The following is a 26,748-nucleotide window of genomic DNA, read 5'->3' as shown; positions in this document are numbered from 1 at the left end:
CGCAGGAGAGGGATGCGTCCCGGCCGCTGCGGTCGGCGGCGGCTGATCGGGTGACCCGCCCCGCGTTCTGTCCTGGCGGGGAAGAGCTTGGTCATGTCCTGGACGTTGCCCGATCCCATGCTCGCCGTCGCCGTGCCCGATCCGCTGTTGCCGCCCGGGTGGGCCGCGGAGCCCAAGTGGGATGGCTACCGAGCACTATTGGCGCGGTACGCCGATGGTCGGGTGGTACTGCGCTCGCGCCGCGGGACCCTGATGACGGCTGCGTTCCCCGAGATCGTTTCGGCCGCCGCGGTGCTGCCCGGCGACATTGCGCTCGATGGGGAGCTGGTGGTGTGGGAGGACGGCCGGCTGGCCTTCGAGCGCCTGCAGGGCCGTCTGAACCGCACGGCGGCCGCGGCTACCCGCAACGCTATGGCCTGGCCGGCGCACTTCGTCGCCTTCGACCTCCTGCGACAAGGGGAGGACCTGACCTCCCAGCCGTATACCGTGCGCCGGGCCGCCCTGGAACGCCTCTTCGCCGACCACGCGCTGGGGCCAGCCTTCGCGCTGTGTCCGTCGACCACCGACCCGCAGCAGGCCACGGAGTGGCTTTCGTGGTCGGCCGTGGGCATGGAGGGCCTCTGCTTCAAACGTCTGGACGAGCGGTACCGGCCAGGCCAGCGGACCTGGCGTAAATACCGGGCCCGGCACAGCACGGAGGCCGTCATCGGCGCCGTCAGCGGCAGCCCCACCTCCCCGGCCACGGTGCTCCTGGGGCGCCTGGACCCGGCGGGGCGGCTGCAGTTCATCGGCCGGAGCACCGTCCTGTCACGTCCTGCCGCCAGGGCGCTGGCTGCTCAGCTGAGGCCCCCGTCCGGGCCGCATCCCTGGGAGGGCTGGTCCTTTTCTGCCGGGTGGGGCAGCAGGGAGAAGCTGGCGGTGCGCCTGGTCGACCCGCTCCTGGTCGCCGAGGTCGCCGCCGATGTCTCCCTGGACGTCGCGGGCCGCTGGCGTCACCCGGTGCGGCTGCTGCGTATCCGGGACGACCTCCTGCCGGCGGAGGTGCCGTTGTACGGCGGCGGCGCTCCGGCGTAGCCGCACGCGGTGCATGCGTTTGCGGATTGCAGCTGCGGCTGGATTTTCCCCAGCGGATCCCGTGCTGGCCCGGCATGATCGGTCTCCTGTTTGCACTGTGACAGGAGGGGATTGTGGTGCGGGGGAGAGGGCAGGCGGGCCGTCGGGACCGGAACGAGCCGCTAGCGGTTGCCCTGAGGTGGATCCTGTTGGGTGTGGCTCCCTTGAAGTGAGCTGATGCTCGGGTTCGTGCCTGAGGGGAGATGCATGCCGACGACCTTCGACCAAGGCCCAGACTGAATTCAGTGTGGACGTAATTCAGCCCTGCTGGCAACGTGTGCCGCATGGACATTGAGGTGGAGCTTAAGAACTATCTGGGCGAGAAGCGTGCGCTGATCGACGCCATTACGCGCGAGTTCCGCAACGGCGTCCCCGCCAAGACCATCGCGCTGAGCGTCGGGCGGGCTTTCAGCCGTGACCAGGTGACGCAGTACCTGAGTGCGGTCGCACTGCATGACTCCGCCCGCAAGGCTCTGCAGGAGGCGGATCTCACCCATGCCTTCGATGTGCGGGTGACGGGGATGGATGCCCCCCGAGAGGCCCGTGTCCAGATCGCCGCTGACCCTGCCGAGACTCTGGACTACGCGGATCTCCCGGCCCGTATCAGGAAGGCATTCCGCGACTTCCATCTCACCCTGGACATCACCAAGGACTACCCGCGGGGGGAGGACGACAGGATCACCGATGCCCTGCTGGACGAGGTGCTGCTCGACGGTGAGCCCGTACGCCTGGTCAAGGCGACGCCGCGCACTTGATCAGGTGCAACTGCAAGAGGCCAGCGGGTTCATGGACCCGCCGGACACTTGCCCACCGTGCACTACTACCAGGAGGACGGGGGCGCGGTGCGGGTGATGACGGCGGGGAGGCGTCCGCTCTCGATGGTCTGCTGCGGCAGGGACAGTCCGAAGTGCGCGCCGATAACCGTCAGTGCCCGGCGTTGTTGCTCCTGTGTCGACAGTTCCTCGTCGGGGCCGAGCATGTCGTCGATGGAGTCCTGTGGCGCGATGACTCCGGCCGCCTCAAGGGCTGGGCGCAGCAGGTCGGGCTGGGCTCCGGCGGGGGAGTAACCGGCGCCCAGCTCGAAGTGCAGCTGTACCTCGCCGTCGGCGTGGTAGCTGAAGAAGGAGGGCGGGTCGTCCGGGCGCGGATCGAAGATGAGTACCTCGGCATCCCGGGAGACGGCCGGGTCCAGGGCCCAGCCTTCGCTGCCTCCGCTCTCCACGATGAACGCCCAGTCGCCGGCTTGGCCGATGCGTCCCGCGCAGTAAACCTGGGCCAAGTCGACCATGCTGGAGGCTTCCTGGAGGGTGGCAGCGGGTTTGATCTCCACCGGCTCGTGATCGGCCATCCGCTCGGCCAGCTGCTGCGGGCTGAGGCCGCGGGCGCAGGTGATGTACAGATCGCTGGCATTCATGTTCGCGGCGCGCCACGCATCGGCGATCCACGCAAGGCTGTCAGGCATGGCCACTTTCTCTCTTCGGGCGGAGGCTGGGGCTGGTGGGGCCCGGTGGCTGTGCACCGGGCCCCACCAGCGTTCACAAACCTATGGCTTGGGAACCGTGCAGGCCACGGTCACCTTGGTTGCGTCGCAGTGCGCGAACTGGGGGAATTCCACCCAGTAGGGATCCTTGTCCAGCAGGCGGTACTTGCCTGAGAAGCCTCCGCTGAACGCTCCGCCCATTGAAGTGGAGTTGATCCAGCCGGACATGGCGGAGCGGCCGCACTTCTCCTGCCAAACCGCGCTTCTTGTGCTTTCTGTTCTTCGTCCTGCAGGCTGAGTAGCACCCGGGTACTCCCAATCATCACCCGTCACTTGAGTCAGAACTCACCTGCCGACTGGTCTCAACGCTCGCTTATAGAGCCGTGCGGCGGCTCCAAGGCTGAACTGTCTGCGGGATCAAGGGAGTTCGTGGGAAAGTGGACTCCCGGCCGGGAGCCTGGGCCGGTCCGGGTGGTATTGCCCACCGTAAACTTGAGAACGATCAGTGCCGGTTGGCCTCGCGGGATGTGGGCTGTCCGCTCCTGCGGGAGGGCCGGCGGGTGATGCGCCTGGTCATCAGCGTGATCGCGGCCCAGGATGAGTCCTGCGCAACCAATCGTCGAGGGTGACGAAGTCCGATTCGGTGAGGCCCAGGCGGGGGTCGACGCGATGGAGCAGAGCATGTCCTGGATGGTGCGCGGATACCCAGGCGCGATCGGTGTCGGTGATCTCATCGTCGACCCATGTGAATGAGCGTCCGGCAGCCCAGTCGACGAGGGCGCGGGTCTTCCAGTGCAGTCCGTCTCGCTCGTCCTGCTCTTCTTGGTCGGGCGACTCCGGCCAAAGCACAACTGCCAACCGCGGCAGGCCAATCCGCGCAGCTATGTGTTCGTTCGCATCGGCCATCCATGTCGTGGCCCAGACCAGATCGCACGGCAGCGCCGCCAACCGGGGCCCGTGCCGTGGATTGATCCTGGCCAGCAACGGATTCCCGTTGGTCCCCTGCGGTTCGGGGACCGGGTAGGTCGGATAGCCGTTTGGGTACTGCTGCGGCGTCGCTCTGAAGGGAATGAGAGGTCCGTCGACATCGAGGAAGAGCAGTGGAGGCTGCGCAGAACCGGTCACTGCCGCACGATAGCGGCTCGACGTGATAGTCCCGAGTCGATGAGCAGGATCGCCAAGCGGCAGCGGGCCCGCTCTTCGCGAGCCGAAGAGCGGGCTCCTGTCGGAGATCAGCTTTTGAACCCGGCACTGCTTTGTCCGGCATCGCGGCGGAAGTCGGGCATGCCGAGATGAACGGTGGAGGGCTGCGCTGCACGGTCGCGCATTTCCTCCAGCTTCTGCGCGGCGGCGGCCACGGTGGTCTCGATGGCGGCGACCTCGCCGAGCCAGCCCTGGTCCTTGGCCTCCTGGAGGCCGTCGATGCGGTTGGCGTGGATCTCCTGAAGACGAGGCAACGGGGCCGGGGCAACGAGAAGTAGGGGACATCTGACACAGGCTTCTCTGAACTAGGGAACAGGGTGTGGCCCCGATCTCTGGAGCGGGCATCCCTGGGCTGGCACGATGAGTGTCCATGAATGATCAAGAAACCCCTGCCGCCCAAGCTCTGCGCTTGGTCACAACTCACTTCCCACACGCCCTGGGCGCCATGCTGGGAGGCTCGGCTGCCCAGGGTCGTGCCAATCCGACGAGTGATCTCGACGTGGCCGTCCTCCTGCCGGACTCGGACACCACCCGTCGTGAGGTGATACGCCACGAGGGCCGCCTGGCCGAGCTGTTCCTGAACACCCTTGCGGACGTGCCGGAATTCTTCGAGTGGGACAGAGCCCGTCGTCGTGGCACGGTCCTGTTCATCTATGACCAGGGGCTGCCCTTGATGGACCCCCAGGGCCATCTTTCCCGGACGTGTGAACAGGCCCGAGCGATGCTCGCGGTCGGCCCGCCTCCGCTCACCCCAGCGGAATGGGAACGAGGCCGCTACGGCCTCACCTGCTTCATGGACGACTTGGTCGACACCCCGCCGACCAATCGGTACGAACAGCTCTCCCTCGCCGACTTCATTCTGCGCGAGGCAACACACCTTCTCACTGCCTACCACAGCGCCTGGACTGGCATCGGCAAATGGCTGCCCCGCAGACTGCTGAGCGCCGACCCAGAACGAGGCAAGGCCCTGTTGAACGGCCATCAGACCGTGGCCGAACACGCCGACCCCGCCCCATTGGCTGCGGCCGCCGCGCAGGTGCTCGACCTGCTTGGTGGACCACTGCGGGAAGGTTACGCACACTGCTGGCGCACCTGATTCGCCTGGCAGCCTGGCCTATCCAACATCACCCACATCCCCCGTCCACTTTCCGCTCTCCGTACTAGGTCTTCTCGTGCGGGTCGTAGCGGTTGAGTAGGCGGACCGGCCGACCCTCGAGGGTGAGGCGGCGGATGATCTGGGCGACCGCGTGGAACAGGTCCGCGGACACCGGGATGACGCACTCGCGCTCGCTCTTGGACGGGGCGATGACCTCGTTGTTCGGGCGCCGATACTGGTGGATGCTCAGGCGGGTGAGCTCGCAGAGCTCTTCGACGCGCATGCCGCCGTGTCGCAGGATCTCCAGGCCGGCCCATTCCCAGAATGCGCTGTCCTCGGTGAGTGTGTGTGATGTTGAGGGCCTTACAACCAGGAGCCCCGCCTCGACCTGCGAGGCAGGGGTCCGCTGGGTAACGGAGTACCGCTCTCCGCGCCGCTCGCCGACTGCTGCTCAAGCACCGGATCGCGTCGGGCCATCCCTGCAGGTGCGGGGAGCACGCGATCGTGTAGACACCGGCCGCCGTCGCCTCGGGACCATCCCCGCGGGTGCGGGGAGCACCGATTCCACGGCGCGGTAGCGCGGGCGCTCACGGGACCATCCCCGCGGGTGCGGGGAGCACGACGTCGTGCCGCCCGGCTCGCCGTCCGCGGCGGGACCATCCCCGCGGGTGCGGGGAGCACGTCGGGGGGCCGGATCCGGGTCCACCGCTCCAGGGACCATCCCCGCGGGTGCGGGGAGCACGGCTTCAGACGGTGGTCGGCGACCGTACCGGTGGGGCCATCCCCGCGGGTGCGGGGAGCACCGGGTCCGCGATAACCGCATGGCGCAGTCGAAGGGACCCTCCCCGCGGGTGCGGGGAGCACGTTCGTAGTGGTGCGTTAGAGATCAGACGGTAGGGACCATCCCCGCGGGTGCGGGGAGCACCAAAGGTGGCCCATGCGGATGATGGCCATCTTGGGACCATCCCCGCGGGTGCGGGGAGCACCGTTCTCTGCCCCTGTCGCTGGGCGGCGCCCCGGGACCATCCCCGCGGGTGCGGGGAGCACTCGCCGTCTGAACTGTGGGCGCGGCCACGGGAGGGACCATCCCCGCGGGTGCGGGGAGCACGCTCCGCGACCTGCAGGTTTGTTACTGCCGAGAGCTGATTTCGAGCACTTTCGCTGATTCGGCCATAAAGGTCATACGGGTCGAACGAGGGGTGGGTATTTGTATGTTGAGTATGCGTGATGCCGGAACGTGCTGTCCGCGCAGAAGCGTGTTTGCGCGGAACTGCTGCGTGGCTGGCGGGGAGCACCAAGCCAGCGTAGAGGGCACAGGGCGGTGCCAGGTGGTCTCCTACTCACCCTCCACGCTCACCGCCGATGAGGTGTGCGCCGTGCTCATGGCCCGCCGCGACAGCACCAGTGCGGTGTAGCCGCACTGGACCGGTCGTCCGCCTGGTTGCCGACGAACGGTGTCTGCAGGGCGGTTGCGTAGTCAAGCCGATCACCGGCCACCGGTTTTCACAGGGCGGCCCAGGGCCGGGGACTGCCGCCGCTCAATGGCGCCCATACGTTGCTGGCGGGCCCGTGCTCCTCGAGGTCTTCCAGGATGGCCGCGCCGAGCGGGACTGTGCGGCTCAGTGCAGCGACGAGCTGGTGCTGGGCAACCATCTCTTGCAGATCACTGATCCGGCTGGCCAGTCGGGTGCGGGAGGCGTTGGTCAGTACGAACAGCACCCGTGGGAAGACCGGATACCAGCGTAGCCAGCCCGGTCCGGCTGCGGCGGGTGCTCTGCGGTGGCCTGCGGGCTGCGCGTCGTAGTGATAGAGCCGTGCGTAATCGATCAGTTTCGTGGCCAGGCGCTCGCTGCTCATGGTGGTGCGGTCGACTTCCACGAAGGCGCGCAGCTTTCGCCGTTGGGTGTCTTCGAGGAGGGTGTAGTGCATGACGGCGTCGGCTACCAGGCGGTCGCCCTCGCCGATGGAGTGCGAGACCTCAGGAGTCCAGTCCCAGGGACCATGCTCATGGCTGCGTCGGCGGGCCTCTGCGCTGAAGACCAGATGGGTCCGTACGACGGTGAGCGTGTGCGGTGTTTTCATCGATGCTGCTGCTGTCGAAGCGATGGTGTAGGGCTGGCGCCCCCGGAGGACGGGCAGGCCCCGGACCAGGTGGCCACCCTGATCGGTGAGATGCCAGGCACGGGGATGCGACCGGGATGCGCTGGGCAGCACCGTAAAGTCGACGAATCCCTCGACACGCAATCTGGCCACGACGCGGGAGATCAACTGCCGGGTGCCCTCGGGCCGGAGCATCTGGTGCAGCTGGTTCGTGGTGGCAATGCGGTGCTGGGCGAGCGCCGCCAGCACCTGGTGGCGTAGCGGTTCACCGGTCATAGGGATCCCTTCCTCACAGCACCGCCCGGCCGTGAGGAGACCTTGTCAAAGCTCGCTCGTCCGGCCGAGGGGCGTCTGTTCAGGCTTGTGCACCAGGGCCGTGAGGATCTGAGCCCCGCCGGCGTCATGCTCGCCTGTGGGGGAGGAAACCCGAGAACCCCGACCAGGTCCTCGACCACCAGGGCCCGGCCACGGTCACGAACAAGACACGCTGTCACCACTGCAGGCACGTACCCCCGACCACCAAGTTGCAGGATGGCGACGGCAGACGCGGGCTTGGCCTGGCTGCAGCTGCGGAACGGCGAGGCGGGGGCGCAGGCAGGAAGGCGCAGGTCGGGACGGAGCGCGCCGGGGCCCAGGGCATATCAGGAGACGTTCTGGCCGAACTCGCGAGGGATGAAGGCGATTGTCCCGTCTCATGGATTTGAGGCATCGCAACGCTGCGACCTGCGATACCCCCAGATGGAGTGAGACGGCGAATGGGTAGGCGTCTCACTCCATCTGAGGCGGCCGGTGTCCTGCCGCAGTGGAGGTTGACCGACCTCACCGAACATGGCTCGATCCGATTGCGCGCGGGCCACGATGGCGAGATGGGCCCGATTCACACCAGTCTTCCGGCAGAGTTCTGGACCTTCCCGTATGACCGTTCGCGTTTCCCAGGCGCTGCCGCTGTGGCCGCTCAGCCGAGCCTTACGGCCGGCGCCAACCGCCAACTGTTCGCATACGAGGTGCTCAGACACTTTGGCCTGGCCCCTCCGGCCCTGCGCTCCGCAGGACTCTGGAGTGACACAAAGGCCACGGTCCACGGGCCGGTCGCGCAGCACCTCGACCTGCTCCTTTCCAACGCCACTGCCAGCGCATACGGCGCTCATGTCGCCGTATGCGCTGGGGACGACGCGATCCTGCACCTGCGCGCGGAAGCCGGGCACCCGACGGTGTGGGGTCCGGCGGACTTCACCGCACGAGAGCGCTACAGCGTCCGACGCGGTGCCAAGCGGGTTGTCCAGTGCCAGTCGATCTAAGGCACGGGCTAGATGCCTCAGAAAGACTGAGACCGCCCAGGTTCACTGACCGGACAGCGATGGCCGGTCCGCAGCAGCATCTGCTGCTGCGGGGCGTGGTGGCGAACCACGCCATGCCGGCCATCGTGCGACAGCCGGCCCGCAAGGGACCAACGCCCGTAACCGGCTGTCGCGTCTTTGAGGCGGTGAGCTAGACGAGCTCACCGCGGGATTTCACCTTCTGGACCTTGCGCTGGGCGGCCTGCTCCAGGATGCGCCGGCGCGTCCACCGTCGGCGCCCGTTCTGGCGCCCGGCGTTCTCGGCGACTGCGTCCGTCGTTTTCAGCAGCGGCAGGTTGCCCCGGGAAAGACTGCTGGAGAAGGAGCCGACAGTCTTGTATCCCAGCAAGGAGGCCGCCGCCGTTGCCCCCAGAAGCTCGTCGGGATCGCCGTCGACGGGAACGTCGGGCAGGGGCGGCGCCGCTTTGCTTGTCGTTCGTCTTCCGCGGCCTGGCCGGGTGGCCATCCAGTCCAGCAGGGTCTGCACACGCCACAGCTGCCGGCGGTAGGGGTTCTCGGCCGTGCCCAACTCTTCGACGACGTCCGGGTCGGGGAAATACCCCGGGTGGTCGCGGACGAAGGTGGTGACCTGGTTGGGGTTCTTGTAGCCGAGGAATCGTGATGCATCCGCCGCGTTCAGCAGTTCCTGCGGGTCGCGGGCGGGCGGTGAGTGTTCCTGGAGCCTTGCCGGCTTGCGGTGGGCGAACCACTCGGTGACCTTCGCGTGATCCCACAGACGGGCGCGGCCGCGCATGTCCGCAACCTCGGGAAACGGCACGCCAGCCGCGTTTTCCGCGCGCTCGGCGTACAGGCCGCTGATGCGCGCGGGCGTCAGGCCTTGTTCAGCCGCGATCTCGGCAGCGTCGGCCAGACGAGGCTCACGGCGCGAGGCCATGGCAGAACCACCGTTCTGTCAGGAGTGGGCCGGCCTGCCCGGCCCACAAAACAAATAATGGCAGGAGTTCCGGTGGGGGGTCCAGTCCGCAGTTCAGGGTTTCTCCCGGACGGCCGTGCTCATGGCTCAATCCTCAGGGATCAAGCACACGCCGCGCCGTGCGGCGTCCTCCGCCATTTCCGCGTACGCCATGGCGGCCGGCGTCATCTCCCACTCGGTCATGGCCAGAAGCAGGATCACCTCGTTGCGGTCCTGCGATGCAGCACAGGGCATACCGGCCGTGTCTGCGGCGGCCAACAGCTCCGCAGTGGCCAGCCCGCCGAGGCGCGCTGCCGTACTCCGGTGCAGATCCTGCAGTCCCTGCTGGTACAGCTCGTTTGCCTCGTGCAGGAGCAGCACCAGGTCCTCGTCGAGGCTGGCCGCTGCCGCCGCAACAAGGTCGAGGATCCGCTGGGTCGTCATCATCATTGAGTATGCCTCCCGGATGGGAGCGAAGGTTGGTGTGGTGGTCAGCGGCAGCCCTCGTATATGGCGTGGCCGCTGCCCCGAGCCAGCTCGGGTTCCCTCAGTGAGGCCGGTGGCGACCGGTAGCCCTTCCGGCCACCTGGACAATCCCGCGCGGCCACCGCCCGAAACGTCACCCGGCCTTCAGTACCTTGGTAGCAACCTCGCCCTCCCACTGGCGCAGGGAGCGCCATTCGACCGCCGACTGTGGGTTGGCGTCGAGCCAGCGCTGTTGCAGCACGGCGAGCCTGGCGTATACGCGCTCCAGGTAGCCGGTGGCGTGCTTGCAAGTCACGTCGGCACGGGCTGCGGGTTGTTCGGCGAGAGGGGTGTCCGGGTGTAGCGCCTGTGCGAGCCGCTGGGGGTCTTTCGCGGTGGTGAATCCCGCCTGCCGCATGCAGGAACGCCAGGGTGCCGTCGCTCCGTGGAATGCGGAATCCTTCCCCAGCGTGCGCAGTGCGTCGCGCTCCCCTTGGTCGAGCCGCAGCTTCAGAGTGAGAGCGCGTCGCGGCCCACCCGTGCCCAGGAGCCGCCGCTCGGCGTCAGCCACACAGCCTGTGGCGGGCCGACTCACGCTGATCTCCTTGTTGCGGGCGGAGATCCTGCGTTGCGGGTCTCCGCAGAGTGCTTGGCCGAATGCCTTTCCACGGGGTCGTTCTGCGGGCAGCGTGCCAGGCCGGTCGGCGGAGTTTGGCGGGTCGAGGGTCTCGATGCCGAACTGCGCCGGGCCTGAGCCGACGTCTATCGAGGCCGTGGCATAGACGGGAGGTGCCTCATAGTGGGAGCCACGCTTGGTCATGCAGCGGCTCACCAGGCTCTGGGAGCCGCGCTTCCACCCTCGGCGACCGGCAGATCACCCTCGCGTTCGCCCCGGACAGCGCCACCGTGTACGCAGCGGGCGAGCGCGTCCCCCTTCAGCGCTACCGCGTCGCACCGCAGCAGGTGGCCTCGGCCTCCGACGTCTGCGCCCGCACGAGCATGGGGCTGTCCCGCCGCGACTGGAAGGCGTACATCCCCGACGTGCCGTACCGGTCCACTTGCTGAGCCCGTCTCAGCCTCCGGGCGTTCACTCCAGAGCTGACAGCGCTATTCACGCTCAAGCGATCTGCGCGACAGCCGGTTCCTCTCGAAGGGGTCGGAATCAGACAATCCGCTTGTGTGGTTAGGTCGAAGTGTGAGCCGGCACGGTTCTCAACTCGTCTAACCGGCTCGGAGGTTGGGACGCGTGCCAACCGGGGAGAGCCGTGAACGCATTTGGCCAAATGATCTTGGCGCCTGGCTGACCTGCAGAGATCCCTCTTACAGTCCCGTGTGAAAGATCGCGGCTCTGATCACCTGACCACGTCCAGAGCTGTCGATCCGCATCCCTGCAAGGGATCCCAACCAACTTCACCAGAGGGGGAACCGATGCGTGCGCGCACCGCCGGCCGTCTGTCCTTCGTAACGCTAGCTGCCGCTGTCGTAGCGATGGGCACTATGTCCGCAAGCCACGCCGACTCAGCGGACGGTCCGCAGATCGTCGATGCCACCACGTATGACAACGAGGGAGGGACGGACCCTAGGTCCATGCTCCCAAAGGGAGAAGCCACTGCTGCCGAGGGTGCGGAGGTCGAAGAGTTCGCGGACCTGCTCGTGAACACGACAGGGCTCGAACTCCATCAGGGGCCTGCCAAGGAGAACTACGAAGAGGTCGGTCAGACCCTGCGATTCACCATCGGTGACAAGGACTACACCCGCTCCCTGATCGTCACCCGGGTGACGGTCAAGGGAGATGTGCCTGAGTCCGTCATCGCCTCCGAGGGCGATGAGACGCATCGCGCCACGCTCCCTAACGGAAGCCAGCTCATGACCGCCCAAGGCAGTGACGGGCTCATGGTGGCCACGCTTTCCAAGGCTGGCCAGTTGACGACGTGGGAAGCTCCTGCCGCCGCTGGGGCCGCTTCGTTCACCGTTGAGAAGCTCACAGAGTGGGCGACCGCCATCGATGTCCAGCAGCCGGGCCGCATTGCAATCGCCTCTGCCATGGCCCTGCGGGCCAAGCCCCACTGCCAGCTGTACCTCACGAAACCCTTCACGCACGGAGGCGCCAAGCACATCCAGGCCGACGCCTCGATGAGCTGCGACCAGAAGGGCAAGGGCAACTTCACCGCCGTCCTGCGTCAGTACCACGGTCTCGGCGTGTGGAAGAGTAAAGACGTCAAGGCCTACACCAACGAGCAGGGCAAGACCTTCCCCCTGCTCCTGAGCTTCAACTGCAGCAAGCTCACAACGTCCAAATGGATATACCGCGCAGACATAGCCAACGCCACGCTGCGGAACGGCAACGGATATTGGGGCAAGCACAACGTGCACTCAGCCACCAAGGGCATCCACTGCGCCTGACGCGGCTGATGAGTGAGGCGAGAAAGGGCCTGAGTTGGCGCCGCATCACCCGTGCGGCAAGCCCCTGCTAACCTGCGGATGCAGTGGGACGAAAGGTTGCGCCGATGGAGGGAGCCGGGTGCGAAGGCAAGCAAGAGGTCGCCCGGACCCGGCCGACCTGGCAGTTGTCGGCTGCGGGTGGATCCTGATCATCGGGGTGGTGGCGCTGCCCGGCCTCCTCGCCAAGGACGGCCCACTTACGACTTATATGGCCGTTCTCGGCATGGTAATCGGGTCGCTCTGGGCCAAAAAGAAACTGCGACGCTGATCCGGAGTACCGGTAGCCGGGCCGTGCGTATTTCAGTGTGCCGAACAGGGGCCCGGCTCTGTCATTGGAGCCGGGCGCTTCTCAGCTGACCATGATCCTGTACGGCCCAGCCGCCTGCGAGCTCCCTGCCCGGGCCCGAAGCCCGAGGGGCAGACCCCGGCCTGTCGGCGGCCCCGTCGCGGGGAGCGTCGTCGGCCTTCCAGGGCGGTACCCGCGCACCCCACCGGCTAGTAGCCAGATGAGCAGCCTGTAGGGCCCCGTCACATCTGATGGGGCCCTTCGTCGTGCGCAGCGCCGCGAAGCGCGGACTACCGCGCGCGCGGCGGTTTCCGGGGTGGAGGTATGGACGGCAGGATTTCCCACAGGGGCCGACGGCCGCGGGCCCACTCGACGTCTGTGAAGAACGGCGGCTGTCGTGTCGGTGTAGTCGGTTGAGAAGAGCGGCTTGGTCGTTCTGGTGAAGGACCTGAGCACTGCCCGGCAGGCGACCTGCCCGGGCCGCGGGAGCCCGCCGGGGCGGCAACATGGTTCCTGTCTGCGGTTTCCGCATGATCTGGCGACGGTGGGTAAGTCCGTCGTGATGGCATTGGGAGTGCGCTCGGTTCGTCTGCGCGGAAAGCTCTTGCCCGCGCAAGACTTTCGTCGAGCAGGTGCCGGGGCTCACCCGCTGGTTTGGCCGGCGAACGGAACGGCTGCGATCAACGCTCATCGCGGCCGGCCTCGGCTTGCGGGGCGGGCCGGGGCTCGCATGACGGATGTCTTCGGGGCGCCGGTCAGCCGCAACACCCTGCGCGGCTCGTTCGGACAGGGTGTGTGCGGGCGTGATGGCCGGCCTTTCGGCAGGGCGCGGCACCGGCAGGTGAACCGGTGCCGCGCCGGGGCGGGCGAAGGGGAGAGTGGCCAGCGGCCGACGGGAAGGGGGGGAGTGCCGTTGGCGGCTGCTGTGGAGGGCGGCCGGCTAGTGCCAGTGGGAGGCCTGCCTCTCCTGCCACCAGGCCGGTGGGCTGCCCGGTCGCCCGGGCTCCAAGGACACGGTGACGGGCTGAGGCGGCGGGGGCGCGGTGACCGGGCGGGCGGCGATCGGGCTGGGCAGGCTGGTCTCGGTGTAGGCGATGCGCCTGCGCAGGCTGATGCCGAGGTCGTCGACGCTCAGGTAGATGGAGCCGTCCTTGATCGCGGTGGTGCGCCCCTTGGCCAGGACGTTGACCCCCTCGACGAGCGATTCAGCGGCGTTGCTGGCCAGGTCCCGCCAGGCGGTGCAGATGTAGGGAATCGGGTCCAGGTCTCGCCACTTCTGTGCGGCGGTGTCCCACTGGGTGGGGGTCTCGGTGAGACGGAACCGGCAGACGGCGATGCCGTTTTGAGTGAAGCGGACTTCCACGTCACCGACGACGGTGCCGCTCACGTGAGTGACGGATGGAGCCATGCAAACACCTCTGACTATGAATAATAGTGTTTTACGGGCGGGGGTTAACCCCCTGCCGGTGTTCTCTGCCGTCGCAGAGTGCGGGACGGCGGGCGAGCCGCCGGATCCAGGCCTTTCATCCGGTCGGCTCGACCGGGGCCGGCGCCGGGGTGAGGCTGTCGAAGACCGTGGTGTCCTCGATCTCCACTTGCATCGGGACGGTGCCGTCGGATCGCACCAACTGCTCGTCGGTGGTGTCCAGGTGAACGGAGACTCGTAGGGCCCTGCGGTCGGCGTCGAGGTAGGCGAACACGAGGATGCCCGCGATCTCGATACAGGGAAGGCCTTCGCCCTCGGGTCCCTCCATCGGGTGGAAGACCGCCGAGCTGTTCTTCTCCGCGCAGGCCTCGGCGTCCGAGAGGCTGAGACGGAGCGGTGTGCGCACGTGGCGGGAGATGTCGGCGGCGTACAGCGTGTAGCCCTTGTCCTCGCGGCTCTTCGCCGGGCCGTAGTAGAGGTCGACGGCCGCCTGGTCGTCGGCAGGAGGCCGGTACGGCACACCGTCCATGCCGCCCACATGGTCCCAGGATTTGCGCACATCATGCGCGAGCGCGGCCAGGGCAGAGGCTTTGTCGGACCAGAGCGTCACCTCATCGTCGTGCCGGGCCCACTGGCGCAGTACCCATGCGCGGCCGGTTGCCTCCTGGGGGAAGTCTCCTGTGCTCTCGAAGCTGAAGCGGCGCAGCCACCTTTCGAGGATGGTGCAGGCATCCGCACCGGGCCATTCGCCGGTGCGCTCCTGGAGGCCGTCCAGCAGGTCGGCCAGGCCAAGGATGGCCTCTCCTTCGGGTGTGGTCGGGTCCGGTTTGATCAGCATGGCAGTCTCCTTGGGTGCGGTTCAGGGGCGGTCAGGACTCGTTCATGAGGGCGTTCCACAGGTCCCTCAGGTGTTGCTGATCGGGCGTGAGGGGCGCGGTGCGCAGGACGCGCTGGCGCAGGACGGGAACGTCGAGGCTGATACCGGAGGGCACATCCGGCTGCTCGGGCAGCGAGACCAGCCGGTAGTTCCGTGTGTGGATCATCCAGGCCTCGTAGCGGTCGGCGCGGCTGCCGCTGCGGGCGGCGTGGCCCGTGTCCGAGGTGAGGGGCGGGCAGGGGCAGGACGGATCGGTACAGAGCCGTCCTGCCCGATGGCTGGCCAGCACCGGGCTGCGGCGGTAGTGCGTGGCGGTGCCGTTCAGCATCGGGCAGTGCGCGGCGGTGTACGGCAGGCACTCGGGGTGCAGCGCCGGTTCCGGGGAGCAGGCCTTGAGGATGTCGGCCGGGCGGGTGAGCAGGAAGCACCGTTCGTCCAGAGGGTGTTCGCAGATCTGGCACAGGCGTTGCCGGAAGGCGGTGAAGGTTTTGTCGGCGTCGAGGACGCCGAAGACTGCGTGGCCGTCGTGGATCAGGGTCACGTACGGCACCACCAGCCCGCCCGCCAGCGGCCGGTGGGCACAGCGTTGGGGTATCGCGTGCATCGGTCATTTCTTTCTGAGTGCGGGAATGGGGGAGCGACGGGGTCTGGGCCCCTGTGCCTCCACTGCCGGTGGGGGAGCGGGGCAGGGCCGGCGGGGCCGTTGGCCAGGAGCGTCCCAGCGGGTGTAGCGGCAGCCGGGTGCGTCGTGCAGAGGCAGGTGCAGCCAGCTGAGGTTGTCTCCAGCCCGGATGACGGCCTCGGCGCCGATGGCCGCGGCCTGGGGAGAGAGCGTGACATCGTCCGGATCGACCAGCACGATGATCAGGCCCGGGCGGTAGGGCATGTGGCGGAGCGCGAAGTCGGTGTAGCTGCGGTCGTCCAGGAGCACGAGCGGAGCACTGGTACTCCTCAGTGCTGACCAAGGGCAACGGCAAGTGCAGGCCGGGGGGGGCCGGGCAGGTTCGCAGTCCTACCGGCCGTTGTCGAGGCTGGCGCTGATGGCCCGCACCGGGGCCTGAGCTTCTTCCCTGGGGCCTTGTTCTGGGGCGGGCATGGCGGTGTCATCGCTTTCACGGGGCGGGGCCAGGAAGTCTGCCCGCGGTGACGGGAGTCTGGTGTCACGGGGTGAGGCCGCCGTTGCGGGCCGCTTTGCCCCGTGGGTGATGGCGCCGCCGGGCGGGACAGTGGCGCGGGTACGGCGGTGCCCGGGGGTGCCATGCGCGATCAGCTTGCGCGGCCCCCCGGCACCGCCGCGGAGCCCGTGAGGGGCAGGTGGTGCAGCGCGGTGAGTTTCAGTGGGCGGTAGCAGGCTTCGCTGTCTGGGTCGGGGGGCTGATGTCTGCTGCTGGTCGGTCATGACCGTCTTTCATGTGCGGTGAAGGGTCTGGCTGGTTGGTCTGCGGGGTCTGGCAGGCGCCGCCCTGTTGCCCGGGCGGCGCCGTGCAGAGTGGTCAGTCCTCGTTCACGTCCAGGCACGCGAGGGGCACACCGCCCGGGATCCGGAAGCGCTTGGTGTCGTCGGGGACGCGATAGCGGTTGTTGAGCGGGTTGGTGCGCAGGATGCGGGTGGACTCCTCGTCCAGCAGGAAGCCTGTGCGGCTGTGGGTACGGGAGTTGCGTTCCTGCACGGTGCCGGTGAGGCCGCGCAGGAAGGCTGGGCGCAGGGAGTCGTTGATGCGGGCCCCTCGCCCGGACACGACGCCCGCATACGCGTCCCTATCGATCTCGCCGAGCCGCTTCGCGGTGGCTTCCTGGACCTGTGCGACGGCTGCCGCGTCGGGTAACTGGCTGATGAAATCCCGCACTTGGGCCATGGTGATGGGCATGTTGGTGAGCCTTTCTGGGGGATGGGGGTGGGAGATCGTTGGGCACGGGGCGTGCCCGGATGGGCTGGGCAAGGCGGTCAGGCGGCGGCGTCGGGTCGGTGGCTGGACACGGCCTGGCTCTCGACCTCCGACAGCCGGTAGCTGCCGTTGTCGCTCTGGCCGAGCGACTCCAGGAGCAGCAGGTAGCGGGCCTGCCGCGCGGTGAGGTGTGACCAGGTCTTGGGCTCGCGGAGGTCGTACTCGCACGCAGCGGCGACATGCGCGAACAGGGCGTTCACCACACGCGTCTTGGGTAGCTGCGCCGCTGTCTGTGCCGGGTCGGCGTTCTGGGGCTGCTTGGCCCCCAGAAAGCGCGCGACGGTCTCGAACTCGTGCTTGTCCGTCCAGGAGCTGTAGAAGCAGGGAAGGGTGAGAAGAACGTTCTGCGCGAAGACACGGGCCGCATCCGGCAGGGCCCTCATGCGCACGAGCCGGGTGACGAACTCACGGCGCGGTCCCACGGCGGCCTTCCACGCCCGGTTGCAGGTGATGACCTTGCGGCGCTCCTCCGCCCTCTTCTCGTCCTCCTGCGTGCGGGGCTGCTTGGGCCGCGGCCGCACCTTGTGCCCGTGCTCGGCGGGGTAGGCGCAGTACCAGACCGGCCTGTTCTCCTCGTCCAGCCGGGCGCTGTGACTGGGGCACCGGCGGTGGTTCTCCTCGGTGAGAGGGTTCCCCAGACCGGTGGTGAGCTGGGACAGCGGCGTGGAGGGGTCCTTTTCTCCCCACGAAGCCGCCCGCAGTACCGGGATCTTCTCCTCTTCCAGCTCCTGCAGGACCTGCTTGCGCTCGGCGAGGTGGTCCTGCTCGGCGCGCAGCAGGGCCAGTTCCTGGTCCCAGTGCCCGCGCCCGCCCTGGCCCTCCTCCTGGTCACGCTGGAGAGCGGTAAGCAGACGGCGCTCCGCACCGGTGACGGACTCGACCTCGGCGAGCTGGGCGGTCTGCTCTAGGTCCATGCCTGCGGCCGCCACCCGGCGCAGCGCGGCGTCGTCGAGCCTCTGCGCCGCCTTGGCGTGTGTGGCGGCATCGCGGCCCACGCCAAGGGCCTTTGCGGCCTTGTGCCGCTCGACGTCGCTCATGTCGATCAGGGACAGTTCCTGGGACCGCAGGATGTCGCGCTCGCTCATCCCTTCGCGGTGCTTGTTCTCGACCAGGGACAGGAACCGCGTCCAGCCGTCCTGGCCGACTAGGTCGTCGCGCACGTACGCCTTGATTCTGCGGAAGGGGCGGCCGTCCTCTTCGGCGGTGGTGTTGGCGATCTGCTGCGCCTGTGTGCGCCGCCAGCCCTTGAAGGCACCGTAGGTGCCGTCGGGCAGGGGCCTGACACTGATGGGGTCCTGGACGCCGATCTCCTTGACGGAGGCGATGAGCTCCTGGTCCGGCTCGGTGTCGTGTTCGCGGGCGTTCTGCTCGTCACGCAGGATCAGCGCCGGGTCGAGGCAGACGGTCTGCGACACGTCCTCCTCGTGTGTGTCCGGGATGTCGGCCGGGGTCGAGACGGCGGTGGCCATGGGACTCTCCTTCTCCTTGCCTGAGCGGCGAGAGGGCTGAGAGGGTTGCCCCCTCACTTCAATTTCAATATTAGTGTTTTTTGGCGGGACGGCCAGACGCCCTCTGACCTGCGAAAACGCGGCTTCCTGGAAGTGAATGCCTGCGTGCTCTGCACAGCGGCCGGGCAGGAAGGCGGCCGCCAGTGCGCTCTGCGGCGGCACGGCGCAGTGACCAGTGGAACGTGCTCCGGAGGCCCTTTAGTGAGGGTGCCCCGGCTCTGGGTATTCCCGCCCGAGATCGGGCGCTGCGCAGTAGTCGACGGCCGGTTCCGGAGGGATGGGAGCGCCGGAATCGACGTCGGTGCAGTACGCGTCGAAGACCTCACCTGCCGTAAGGGATTCGAGGCTTCCCCCGTGAAGCTGCCAGCCGTAGACCTGGTCGGCGGTGTTTGGGGTGGTGGTGCGCATGACGAGTCCGCCCGGGCTCTGCGCCGCGAGGCCGAGGGCGAGAACCGTGGTGAATTCGAGGACTTCGGTCTCCTCGAGTGATGTGGTCCCGTCGGTGCCGGTGTCCGCGTGGAGGGCGGAAGCGAGGGGGGCGGGTGCCGCTGCCACCCTGATGCTGCAGACGAGGTGCTGGCGGCCCGGCCGGGCCGTGTCGAGGATGCGGGAGAGGAGGTCCGAGGCGCGGACCAAGGCGGCCCGGCCGATGTCCTCGCCGCAGGAGGCGCAGTCGCCGAAGCGGGCCAAGGCGGTGGAGGCGTACTCCCAGGTGGCTTGGCGGACCGCCTCGTCGATCAAGGCAGGGACGAGCTCGGACAGCGGCTGGCCCTCATACGGGAGGGCCGGGCCCGTGACGGCGACGTCGGCGGTGAAGCGAGTCCGGCTGGAGGGGGTGTCGGGGTCCAGGCCGGCGTCGGTGCAGAAGTCGGCGTACTCCTGCGGGTCGAAGAGAGCCACCACGGTGTAGATGCCCCGGGAGGTACGCGCCGTGAGAAGTTCCTCGACCGCCTTCCAGTAGGTCGCATAGTCGTCGAAGGCGAAACTCCCATAACACCGCATGGCACGGAAATCGCGTTCGTCGGCAAGCAGGCCTATGGTTCCGGCGATCTCGCGCCGCAGGGCGCGCCGCATGGTCTGGCGGTCGCTGCGTGCAGGGCCTTGCCGCGCGCACGCTCGGTCGGTGAGGGCCTCGTCCTGGCGGTGCTCGGAGGTCCGGGGCGGCGGGAAGTTACGGATGTGGTCGATGACTGCCCGTGCGGACATGGGCGGCGTCCGGTGCATCAGCTCGGCGTGCCGGGCCTGCCAGATACTCGCGGGGCGGGACGGGATGATCTGGTTGCTGGTGGCCGGGCTGATGCACCACTCGCGCCCGTGAGTGTCGGTAGCGGTGTAGGCCAGGAGCGCCGGGTTGTCTTGACGGCCGTTGTCTGTCCAGGACAGACCGGCCGCCGTGAGGGCGCGGCCCAACTGGTCACAGCGCTCGTGAGTGATGTGGTCGAAGGTTGCCAAGGTGCGCTCCCTTGTGCGTTCGTGCGTCGGTCTGGCGGCCGGTCAGGGGCGGCCAGGGCGGCCGGGTGTGCAGGGGCGGCATCAGACGGGGCAGCTGCGCGCGGTCATGGAATGCCGTGCGCTCAGGGTGTGGTGGTCGTGGCTGCCGCCCTCGGTGTTGACGCGGACGAAGCCCCTCTTCCATCTCTCTTACTACAAATACTAGTGTCTTTTGGGTGGTTGTGAACCTGCCCCCTGACCTGCGGATTCCTCGGCTTGTCTGCGGCGGCTCGGTGCCAGTTGGCGCCGTCCAGGGCTCGGTGGCGGCCGCGTGTGTGGGTGCCTTGCCGGGCGCGCAGGGAAGCGGCCTCGCCCTCGGCACGTTGGGTGCGCTCGTGCTCATGGGCGGCCTCGGCGAGGAAATAGGGGCCCCGCCGCTGCTTGATGTCGATGGTGGGGGCCAGCGAATACGAGAGGTCGGACAGCATCAGCAGCAGGACCGAGTGCGGGGAAGGGGGGAGCCATCGCGCGGCGGTCCACCAGGCGCTCACGGCGGGGCGGTCTTTCCGCTCAGAACCCGTCTCGAATCCTTCCGTTCAGCGACGCATCGAACTGGCACGATCCCAGGATGACTTCGTCGATATCCGAGTCGTGGATCCGTATAGAGGCTTGGCTCGCCCTGCACGCACCTCGAACGTTTGCTGCCCTTGAACCCCCGGCGGAGCGCTCGGCAATTGCTGTGGCTGAACAGGCCGTCGGACAGTCATTCCCCGAGCCGTTGGTGGAGTCCTTGCTGCGGCACAACGGCATGGGCCACTACGACCTGCTGCCGCCGTTCTGGTCTCTGCTCGATGTGCAGGGCATCGCGAGGGCCTGGCAGACACGCATGAAGATCTATGGAGACGAGCTAGCGGGTGCAGAGGAAGGCGATCCGGGCGGGGAGTACGGGCCGTGGTGGCATGCCCAGTGGATCCCCTTCGCCTTTGACGGTGCAGGAGATTACCTCGTCATCGATCAGCGCCCCTACGGTCGCCGGGGAAGGATCGGCGATGCCGATCATGAAACAGGATGCTCCTTTTCACGCCACCCCATGTGGGAGTCGCTTCCGTCTCTCCTGAATGCGACAGCTACGGCTCTGGAGACTGGCGAGTCAGTGGACGGTTACCTGCCTGTCGCGGTCGATGAGGATGAACTGGACTGGGAGTTCTGATGCTCAGGCTGCTACGACGGCCATAGCGCTTGGAGCACCCGAAAGCTCTCCGCAAAGCCCAGTACTGGGCAACTGCGAACGCAGGGCTCAGCGGGGACCGCGCCCATCACCGTGACGCGTGTACGAGATCAACAAGGGTTTGAGGATGGGCTCTCAGAACCCATCTTCAAACCGGCGAGGCGAAGCCGTGAGGCTTGTGGCTCGATGTCAGTGCTTCGTGTCAGAGTCGTACGACCGAGAAAGGGGAGGACATGAAGCTGCCGGGTGTTCTTGCGGCGGTTGCAGCCTCGCAGGCCGTGGGATTGGTGTTCAGCGTGGCCATGTACGTGGGAGCGGACACGTCGGCATGGTGGAACGTCTACGCTCTGGCCGGGCCGGTGCTCCTCGCGGCCGCCTTCCTGACGGGGCCGAAGAAGCCGCACAGATCCTAGCCCCACCACGCCCAGCATCACTGGCAGGACCCAACCTCCCGCGAAACGTGGGGGGTTGGGCTCTATCGCAGCTGACGGAACCACTTCAGCAAGTTCAAAGATGGGTTCTCATAGCGGGCGGCTCCAGCCTGGGCGTGCGCGGATGACCAGGTGAGGAAGCGCAGCAGGGCAGGGGTGTGGGCTGCCGGGAAGCGTTGAGGATGTCGGGCAGGCCGTCGCGGCGCGGACAAGGCCGGCGCAGGCTCGCATGACGGCGGTGAGTGTCTGGGCCGGCTTGTCCGACGGGGGTGTCCAGCAGCGGTTTCGGCGGATACACCGTCACCGGGGGATAGCCGGTGCAGTGGCCGGGGTAGAGGTCAGGCTGCTCCGGGCGAGCCGCGGAAGGGCGTCATCGGGGGCAGTGGTCTGGGAGGCGCTCACGGGGCCGAGACAGGCGCGTACGGCGCTGAACTGGCCCCAGCGATGGGGGCGCTGGCCTCGTTGGCCGTCCGTCCTTCCCGCGAGGGCTGCAGGGCGTGGATGCCGTCGTGGCCCGTGGGCGCAGGGGCGATGGCGGGCGCGTCAGGAACGGGGGTCCTCCTTACCGGTGTCGGGGAGTGGCAGGATCGGGGCGCCATAGACCTCGCGCTGTACAGCGGCGACGCCGGGGCACGGGGTGACAGCGTGTTGGAGGTCGGCGGTGTCCATGGGGTGCAGCCACCCGCGCCGTATCGTCCAGCCGCACGCGCGGGGGTTGGGTTCGGCGGCCGTGGTGGCGACCAGGACGGCGCTGCGTATGGTGGTGCCCTCCAGGGCGAACACCAGTAACGCGTGCAGGACGCAGAACTCGTCCACATCCAGTACGGCAAGGCTGATCGGCTCGGTGGTGGTGGAGAGATCGGTTCGGCCCGTGACGAACGCGTCGTCGCTCCGCTCGGCTACGAGGTTGAGCGTGTGTTCGCCGTCGCCGAGTGCCTGGAACACGGCGGTCAGGGCGGTCAGGGTGCGGCTCATGGCGGCCGTGATGGCGTCGTCTCCGGGGTGGGCGAGTCCTGGGCTTGCGGGCATGAGGCAGAGGCTCCTTGCGGGGAGGGGCGGGGCGGTGGGCGCCGGAGGCCGACCGCACTGCACCTCTGGGCACGATGGGGGGCCGCGGTGGCGCACAGTCTGCTCCGCAGATGCGGCGTGCTGCCGCTATGCGGCAAGGGTGGGGGCGCTCCGCGCCCCTTGGTCGGGCGGCAACGCGCGCTCCGCGCTGTGCGTGGGTGGGGGAGGGGGCCCGTACGGGTCGGGCTCGGGGAAGGTTCCCGGCCCGCACGGGGGTCTGTCAGCTGAGGTTGCCGGTTTCGGGGGTCATCGGGTGCGGAGTTGGAGCATGCGCCGGTGGGCCTTGCTCTTGATCTCGTCGTCGGCGCCTTCGAGTACGGCCGTGGCGCGTGCGATTTCCTCGGTCATGGACTGCGGCGGGCGCCTGGGGGCGACATGGTCGAGGTAGCCGGTGATGGCGCGCTCGGCCGCGTAGGCGGTCCGTCCGGTGCGGTCGCTCTCGGTGCGGAACACGTCGTCGAGGGCCTCCAGCCGGGTGGCGTGATTGGTCCGCTTCCGGCTGGAGGCGTCCTCGTCGAGAGGCCACAGGTCGGCAATCGCCTGGTGGAAGTCGGCGATGGCGATGTCCGTGCGGGCCAGGGCGGTTTCCTCGTCGGCGAACCGTTCGAAGTACTGGGAGGAGAGCCCCAGGGTGCGGCGGGCTTCCTTGATCTGGCTGGTGGCTCCTGCGGTGTGCCGGACGGCCCAGCGGGTGACGGCGTCGCGGACGGCGAACCGTTCGGTGTTGGCGCAGACGGGGCGCCACGGGGTGACGACGCATTGGAACTGGCCGTTGCCGGAGTGGTCGTTCATGACGGCGATGTAGGGGACCACGATGTCGTTGATGCCCTCGGCGTCCACGGTGATCGCCTCCGGGAGACGGATGGAGACGAACACGCGCTTCCCGCCGCGCAGCAGTCCGGCGGACTCCCACACCACGTCATAGCGGCTCACTAGTTCCTGAAGGAACACGAACCCTGCCCGGTTCTGGATCGGCGTGTACCGGGAGCCGACTGCGCCGAGAGCGGTGCCGGTGTCGGCGCGCACGGTGTGCTGTTGGTCGGCGTGCTCGCGCCTCTCACCCTGCCACTCGTACAGGGCGGGCACCGTGGTGACCTCGAAGTCGAGCCCGGACAGATGCAGCACCTCGTCAATGTCTGTGGTGCCTGCGGGGATGATCTGTCCGAGGCCGTGCCAGGCCGGGGTGGACGTGTACAGGGCGATGGTGCCGTCCGCCTGCGTGTCGAGCCCGTGGTTGGCGATGATCTGCTGAATCTGCCCCTCGGTGTTGCGCGAGACGGTGAACGTCTCGCCCCGGTCCCAGCCGGTGAGGACTTCGTACCGGTCGGTCCCGACCATGCGGACCTCACCCCGGTCCACACGAGCCCGCAAGGCGCGCTCTTGTTCGCGGACGGCTTCGACCTGTGCGGTCTTCTCGGCGGCGAATGCGGTGTTGACGTCGGTGATGCTCACGGTTCCCCTTCGACGATGGTTTCTGCGGGCCGGGGGGCGGGGCCACCGCCCTCCAGAAACTTCAATATTAGTGTGTTTCCGGGAGGGGTGAACCCACCCCTGAACTGGCGGTTTACGGTCTCAGCAGGCACTGACGAAGACAGGGCGGCAGGCGCGTGCGGGTGGGTAGCGGCGCCCCTGAACGCCAGCACCGCTGCTCTCCGGAGGCGGTGGGCTCGACCGCCGGCACAGGCCGGGGGGCGGTGAGCGGCGGCCCCGAACGGCCGGGCACTTCTGCTGTTGCACTCCCGGCCGCCCTCACTGCGGCCCGCGGCTCCACTGTTCGCGCCTCTCGACCCCGGCGCCTGCCGAGGGCGAAATGCGGCTGCCAGCCAGGACAGCACCCCGTCCGACAGCAGACCTGCCGGGTGCCGCGCCCTGCCGGGGTGGGGAAACAGGGCGCGGCGGCTCGGCGTTGCTGCTACTCGGACTCAGGCGGCTTGTGACCCGTCTTGGTCACGCCGGGGCCTCTGTGGTGCTGGCCTCAGCTGCCTGGACTTCCTGGATCAGGGCGTCCAGGGCCTTGCCGATGCGTCGCTGCGCGCTCGGCTTCATGCCGCAGCAGCTTTCCTGGTCGATCTGCTCGAAGAGCGCTTTCCTGGCAGGGCTCGGGGGGCAGATGCCGGGCATGACTCCGGCATCAATCGCACGCAGCCGGAATTCTCCCCAGACGCCGCACCAGTCCCGTGTGTTCGCGAGATCATCCATTTCGTCGGCGGTGGCGGGAAGGAGAGCCAGGATGTGCTGGGCCTCGTCCCGATAATCCGCGCAGTTCTCGGCTATCCACTGCACCAGCGGATCACCGGACGCCTTGAGGGCCTCCCATGCGGCTTCCCGGGCCTGCGCGCTCACCGCATAGGCCTCATCGACCTCCTTGCCATAGGCGCTGTGCTGGGTCTGAGTGACCTCGTTGCGGCTGTCCGGCTCCAGGTACTTCGCGCGTGCAGCCCCGACGGCTGCCGTGCGGGCCGTGGTGGCCGCTTCGATGGTCTCGATGTACTTCTGTACCTCCGGCAGCATCTGCCGGGCTTCCTGGTCTGCCACTTGCCGTCCCCTTCGACGTTGGTCTCTGCGGGTTCGGGGGCGGAGCCGCCGCCCCCGAACAACTTCAATAATAGTGTTTCTTGCCGATGGGTGAACCCACCCCCTGACCTGCACACTTAGACCAGAGCGCGGAACTCAGGCAGCGGCGTAAGACTCCTGCGCCGCACGTTCGTGACCACCTCGACCCCACGCAAGTCACACAGGTCATAGCGCAAATCAGGGGCCTCACCACACGGGTCGGCGTGCGCGTGAACCGCATGTACCCAGTAGGCCCCGTGACGCTGCGTCAGACTGCCGTGATACCTGACCTTCTGCCACACCACGGGCCCGGTGTGCTGCGGCAGCACCCGCCCACATAGCAGCATGAGGAATGCGTGCGCGACCGTAGCGCGGTCTACCGGCACATCGGCCAGAGCGGGACCGGTATGACCGGTACGCACCCCCAGGGCCCACCCCAGTGCGAAGAACGGCTGAACCATGTCCAACTGCTCTTGCGGCACCTTCAGGGCGTCCAGGCCGCACCCGCTGCGGGCGAGTTGCCGCAGAGCGTAACGGGCCTGCTCCTGCTCGGCGTCCGTGAGCGGCGCTCCGGCTTCCTCGGCCTGCTCTGCAATCCGCGTGTTCTCCATTGCTCCCCTTTCCCTTCTCTGTGATGCCGGGCGGGGGCACCCCGCCCGAGGTGCCCCCGCGCGGACTACTTCAGGAAACCGCGCGACTGGAGGAACTCAGCCGTGATGTGCGCGATTCCTTGGGGCTTGTAGATCTGCGGGAATCGCCGCATCTCAACTTCGGTGCGCCCGTTCTCGTCCGGCTCGATGAATTCGTGCACGAGCCGGTAAGAGCCGTCACCTGTCGGTATCTCCAGCACAACCGGGCCAACCTTGGTGTCGAAGCGAATTCCGGTGTAATTCGCGTCGGAGTTGTGCACGATCTTCGCTCCCGCGCGCTGGCACAGCAGAGGCAGGAAGTTCGCGACAGTACGGGCCTGGATTGCAAGGCTGTTCATGGGTGCGTCCTTACCTCCGCGCACCCGCCTGACAATTCCGTCAGAGATCTGGATCTCCACGTCTTCCCCTTCGTCGGTCCCTTGCGGTTTCCGGGGGTCGCCTCCCTCGGAACTTCAAATATTAGTGTCTCTACCGGCTGAAGGGAACCCATGTCGCACTACGGGCTGCACTGGATGTTGCGCCACGGTGTTGCGATACCCGTTGCTACAGATGTTGCGGGGGCCTGTACGGACCATGGAAGGCGTTGCAGGTCGGCGGGGCATTCGGGCGTGGCCGGGCTGCTGACATCCCCTCTGCTGCCCCCTCTCCCGCGCCCGTTGAGTGATGGTGGGCGGGTGCGGACGACACGGTGACCTCGGGGACCAGGGGCGGGGTTTGGCAGGTGAGCGTCGGAGCCCCTCCGCTCTGGCGTAGTAACCCGTTCCGAGAGGAACGGGCCCCGGTACCCCAGGGCTCCGGAGGAGCCTCAGGGGCCCACTCACCGCCTCTGCCGGACCGCTCGGGGCCGGGCCGGAGGCACGGCCCCGCTAGGGGCGCTCCGGAGGAGCAACTCCCTTAGGTTTTCCGGGAGTTGCTTTCCTTCCCGGAAAAACCGTCAGCCCCCTACCCCTTTCCAAGAATTGGAAAGGGGTAGGCTCAAGAGGTATGGAATACCCACCCGTACACTCAACATCAACCCGTCAATAAACACAGGCAATTCAGCGTGCCAGCGGCACGCATTCGACCGGAGGTCGAAAAGGCGAGTATAGGACGGAGTCCTATACTCAACTCCCCGCCGGAGGCGGGCAATTCGCGCGGAGACGCGCGAAACGAAGCTGCCGGAGGCAGCGGAGTATTCGGCTGCCGGAGGCAGAGC

Annotated in this window: 27 protein-coding genes and 1 CRISPR repeat array; of the genes, 8 read left to right on the top strand and 19 right to left on the bottom strand. The window is 67.8% G+C overall.

The features are described 5' to 3' along the window. Positions 1–93: 93 nt before the first annotated feature. Positions 94–1,074 carry an ATP-dependent DNA ligase gene (locus ACFVYL_RS21070; RefSeq protein ID WP_389718271.1) on the top strand — a complete coding sequence of 327 codons (981 nt, stop codon included), beginning with the start codon at positions 94–96 and terminating at the stop codon, positions 1,072–1,074. Between the two features lie 323 nt (positions 1,075–1,397). Continuing rightward, a complete protein-coding gene (locus tag ACFVYL_RS21065; protein ID WP_389718269.1) occupies positions 1,398–1,868 on the top strand; it encodes a hypothetical protein in 471 nt (156 codons plus the stop codon). 65 nt (positions 1,869–1,933) lie between these two features. Here the strand turns inward: ACFVYL_RS21065 and ACFVYL_RS21060 are convergent, their stop codons facing one another. The 3 genes from ACFVYL_RS21060 to ACFVYL_RS21050 form a co-directional block, all read right to left on the bottom strand. Then, a complete protein-coding gene (locus ACFVYL_RS21060; protein WP_389718268.1) occupies positions 1,934–2,575 on the bottom strand; it encodes a DUF6461 domain-containing protein in 642 nt (213 codons plus the stop codon). A gap of 594 nt (positions 2,576–3,169) precedes the next feature. Next, positions 3,170–3,718 (bottom strand): HAD domain-containing protein, encoded by a 549-nt coding sequence (locus ACFVYL_RS21055; RefSeq protein WP_389718267.1) that lies wholly within the window; start codon positions 3,716–3,718, stop codon positions 3,170–3,172. A 107-nt stretch (positions 3,719–3,825) separates the two neighbouring features. Then, positions 3,826–4,050 carry a hypothetical protein gene (locus tag ACFVYL_RS21050; RefSeq protein WP_389718264.1) on the bottom strand — a complete coding sequence of 75 codons (225 nt, stop codon included), beginning with the start codon at positions 4,048–4,050 and terminating at the stop codon, positions 3,826–3,828. 116 nt (positions 4,051–4,166) lie between these two features. On the opposite strand from ACFVYL_RS21050, the gene ACFVYL_RS21045 reads away from it, so the two are divergent. Continuing rightward, complete coding sequence (locus tag ACFVYL_RS21045; RefSeq protein WP_389718262.1) at positions 4,167–4,892, top strand: nucleotidyltransferase domain-containing protein; 726 nt, start codon at positions 4,167–4,169, stop codon at positions 4,890–4,892. 64 nt (positions 4,893–4,956) lie between these two features. On the opposite strand, the gene ACFVYL_RS21040 is transcribed toward ACFVYL_RS21045, so the two are convergent. Both ACFVYL_RS21040 and ACFVYL_RS21035 read right to left on the bottom strand, forming a co-directional pair. After that, positions 4,957–5,175, bottom strand: coding sequence for a hypothetical protein (locus tag ACFVYL_RS21040; protein ID WP_389718260.1), 219 nt, complete (start codon positions 5,173–5,175; stop codon positions 4,957–4,959). Positions 5,176–5,361: 186 nt separating this feature from the next. Then, a CRISPR array of direct repeats spans positions 5,362–6,000; the repeat unit is 29 nt; unit sequence GGGACCATCCCCGCGGGTGCGGGGAGCAC. A gap of 395 nt (positions 6,001–6,395) precedes the next feature. Then, positions 6,396–7,268: a replication-relaxation family protein gene (locus tag ACFVYL_RS21035; RefSeq protein ID WP_389718259.1), complete on the bottom strand. Its 873-nt coding sequence runs from the start codon at positions 7,266–7,268 to the stop codon at positions 6,396–6,398. A gap of 533 nt (positions 7,269–7,801) precedes the next feature. Between ACFVYL_RS21035 and ACFVYL_RS21030 the strand changes: the two genes are divergently transcribed. After that, entirely contained in the window at positions 7,802–8,290 is a 489-nt protein-coding gene (locus tag ACFVYL_RS21030) for a hydrolase (RefSeq protein ID WP_389718256.1), read from the top strand. Positions 8,291–8,480: 190 nt separating this feature from the next. Here the strand turns inward: ACFVYL_RS21030 and ACFVYL_RS21025 are convergent, their stop codons facing one another. The 3 genes from ACFVYL_RS21025 to ACFVYL_RS21015 form a co-directional block, all read right to left on the bottom strand. After that, the gene (locus tag ACFVYL_RS21025; protein WP_389718254.1) at positions 8,481–9,224 is read right to left on the bottom strand and encodes a hypothetical protein; all 744 of its coding nucleotides are present in this window, start codon (positions 9,222–9,224) and stop codon (positions 8,481–8,483) included. A 126-nt stretch (positions 9,225–9,350) separates the two neighbouring features. Beyond that, positions 9,351–9,692: a hypothetical protein gene (locus ACFVYL_RS21020; RefSeq protein WP_389718252.1), complete on the bottom strand. Its 342-nt coding sequence runs from the start codon at positions 9,690–9,692 to the stop codon at positions 9,351–9,353. Between the two features lie 169 nt (positions 9,693–9,861). Further along, complete coding sequence (locus ACFVYL_RS21015; protein WP_389718250.1) at positions 9,862–10,527, bottom strand: hypothetical protein; 666 nt, start codon at positions 10,525–10,527, stop codon at positions 9,862–9,864. 86 nt (positions 10,528–10,613) lie between these two features. Here ACFVYL_RS21015 and ACFVYL_RS21010 point away from each other — a divergent pair, with 86 nt between their 5' ends. Beyond that, positions 10,614–10,772, top strand: coding sequence for a hypothetical protein (locus ACFVYL_RS21010; RefSeq protein ID WP_389718247.1), 159 nt, complete (start codon positions 10,614–10,616; stop codon positions 10,770–10,772). A 363-nt stretch (positions 10,773–11,135) separates the two neighbouring features. Continuing rightward, the gene (locus ACFVYL_RS21005) at positions 11,136–12,110 is read left to right on the top strand and encodes a hypothetical protein (RefSeq protein WP_389718245.1); all 975 of its coding nucleotides are present in this window, start codon (positions 11,136–11,138) and stop codon (positions 12,108–12,110) included. Positions 12,111–13,375: 1,265 nt separating this feature from the next. Here ACFVYL_RS21005 and ACFVYL_RS21000 read toward each other — a convergent pair. The 6 genes from ACFVYL_RS21000 to ACFVYL_RS20975 all read right to left on the bottom strand — a co-directional run bounded on the left by ACFVYL_RS21000 (position 13,376) and on the right by ACFVYL_RS20975 (position 19,266). Continuing rightward, complete coding sequence (locus tag ACFVYL_RS21000; protein ID WP_389718243.1) at positions 13,376–13,843, bottom strand: single-stranded DNA-binding protein; 468 nt, start codon at positions 13,841–13,843, stop codon at positions 13,376–13,378. 115 nt (positions 13,844–13,958) lie between these two features. Then, positions 13,959–14,699, bottom strand: coding sequence for a hypothetical protein (locus ACFVYL_RS20995; protein WP_389718241.1), 741 nt, complete (start codon positions 14,697–14,699; stop codon positions 13,959–13,961). A 31-nt stretch (positions 14,700–14,730) separates the two neighbouring features. Beyond that, positions 14,731–15,342, bottom strand: a complete 612-nt coding sequence (locus ACFVYL_RS20990) for a cell envelope biogenesis protein OmpA (protein ID WP_389718238.1) — start codon at positions 15,340–15,342, stop codon at positions 14,731–14,733. 889 nt (positions 15,343–16,231) lie between these two features. Continuing rightward, entirely contained in the window at positions 16,232–16,606 is a 375-nt protein-coding gene (locus ACFVYL_RS20985) for a hypothetical protein (RefSeq protein WP_389718235.1), read from the bottom strand. 77 nt (positions 16,607–16,683) lie between these two features. Continuing rightward, positions 16,684–18,153, bottom strand: coding sequence for a ParB/RepB/Spo0J family partition protein (locus ACFVYL_RS20980; RefSeq protein WP_389718233.1), 1,470 nt, complete (start codon positions 18,151–18,153; stop codon positions 16,684–16,686). Positions 18,154–18,390: 237 nt separating this feature from the next. Further along, positions 18,391–19,266: a hypothetical protein gene (locus tag ACFVYL_RS20975; RefSeq protein ID WP_389718629.1), complete on the bottom strand. Its 876-nt coding sequence runs from the start codon at positions 19,264–19,266 to the stop codon at positions 18,391–18,393. 985 nt (positions 19,267–20,251) lie between these two features. Here ACFVYL_RS20975 and ACFVYL_RS20970 point away from each other — a divergent pair. Together ACFVYL_RS20970 and ACFVYL_RS20965 are read left to right on the top strand one after the other, a co-directional pair. Beyond that, on the top strand, positions 20,252–20,833 hold the full coding sequence (locus ACFVYL_RS20970; RefSeq protein WP_389718231.1) for an SMI1/KNR4 family protein: 582 nt from the start codon (positions 20,252–20,254) through the stop codon (positions 20,831–20,833). 251 nt (positions 20,834–21,084) lie between these two features. Continuing rightward, positions 21,085–21,264: a hypothetical protein gene (locus tag ACFVYL_RS20965; RefSeq protein WP_389718229.1), complete on the top strand. Its 180-nt coding sequence runs from the start codon at positions 21,085–21,087 to the stop codon at positions 21,262–21,264. A gap of 561 nt (positions 21,265–21,825) precedes the next feature. Here ACFVYL_RS20965 and ACFVYL_RS20960 read toward each other — a convergent pair. The 5 genes from ACFVYL_RS20960 to ACFVYL_RS20940 all read right to left on the bottom strand — a co-directional run bounded on the left by ACFVYL_RS20960 (position 21,826) and on the right by ACFVYL_RS20940 (position 25,951). After that, positions 21,826–22,311: a hypothetical protein gene (locus ACFVYL_RS20960; RefSeq protein WP_389718226.1), complete on the bottom strand. Its 486-nt coding sequence runs from the start codon at positions 22,309–22,311 to the stop codon at positions 21,826–21,828. Positions 22,312–22,596: 285 nt separating this feature from the next. After that, positions 22,597–23,802: a DUF932 domain-containing protein gene (locus tag ACFVYL_RS20955; protein ID WP_389718223.1), complete on the bottom strand. Its 1,206-nt coding sequence runs from the start codon at positions 23,800–23,802 to the stop codon at positions 22,597–22,599. A 495-nt stretch (positions 23,803–24,297) separates the two neighbouring features. After that, a complete protein-coding gene (locus ACFVYL_RS20950) occupies positions 24,298–24,885 on the bottom strand; it encodes a hypothetical protein (RefSeq protein ID WP_389718220.1) in 588 nt (195 codons plus the stop codon). Positions 24,886–25,001: 116 nt separating this feature from the next. Next, positions 25,002–25,514 carry a hypothetical protein gene (locus ACFVYL_RS20945; RefSeq protein ID WP_389718218.1) on the bottom strand — a complete coding sequence of 171 codons (513 nt, stop codon included), beginning with the start codon at positions 25,512–25,514 and terminating at the stop codon, positions 25,002–25,004. 65 nt (positions 25,515–25,579) lie between these two features. Next, entirely contained in the window at positions 25,580–25,951 is a 372-nt protein-coding gene (locus tag ACFVYL_RS20940; protein ID WP_389718215.1) for a hypothetical protein, read from the bottom strand. Positions 25,952–26,748: the final 797 nt, after the last annotated feature.

This window comes from Streptomyces sp. NPDC058308, assembly GCF_042880275.1.
Classification (GTDB): Bacteria; Actinomycetota; Actinomycetes; order Streptomycetales; family Streptomycetaceae; genus Streptomyces.
The sequence above is the reverse complement of the archived record's forward strand: the minus strand, read 5'-3'. Positions and strand labels throughout refer to the sequence as shown.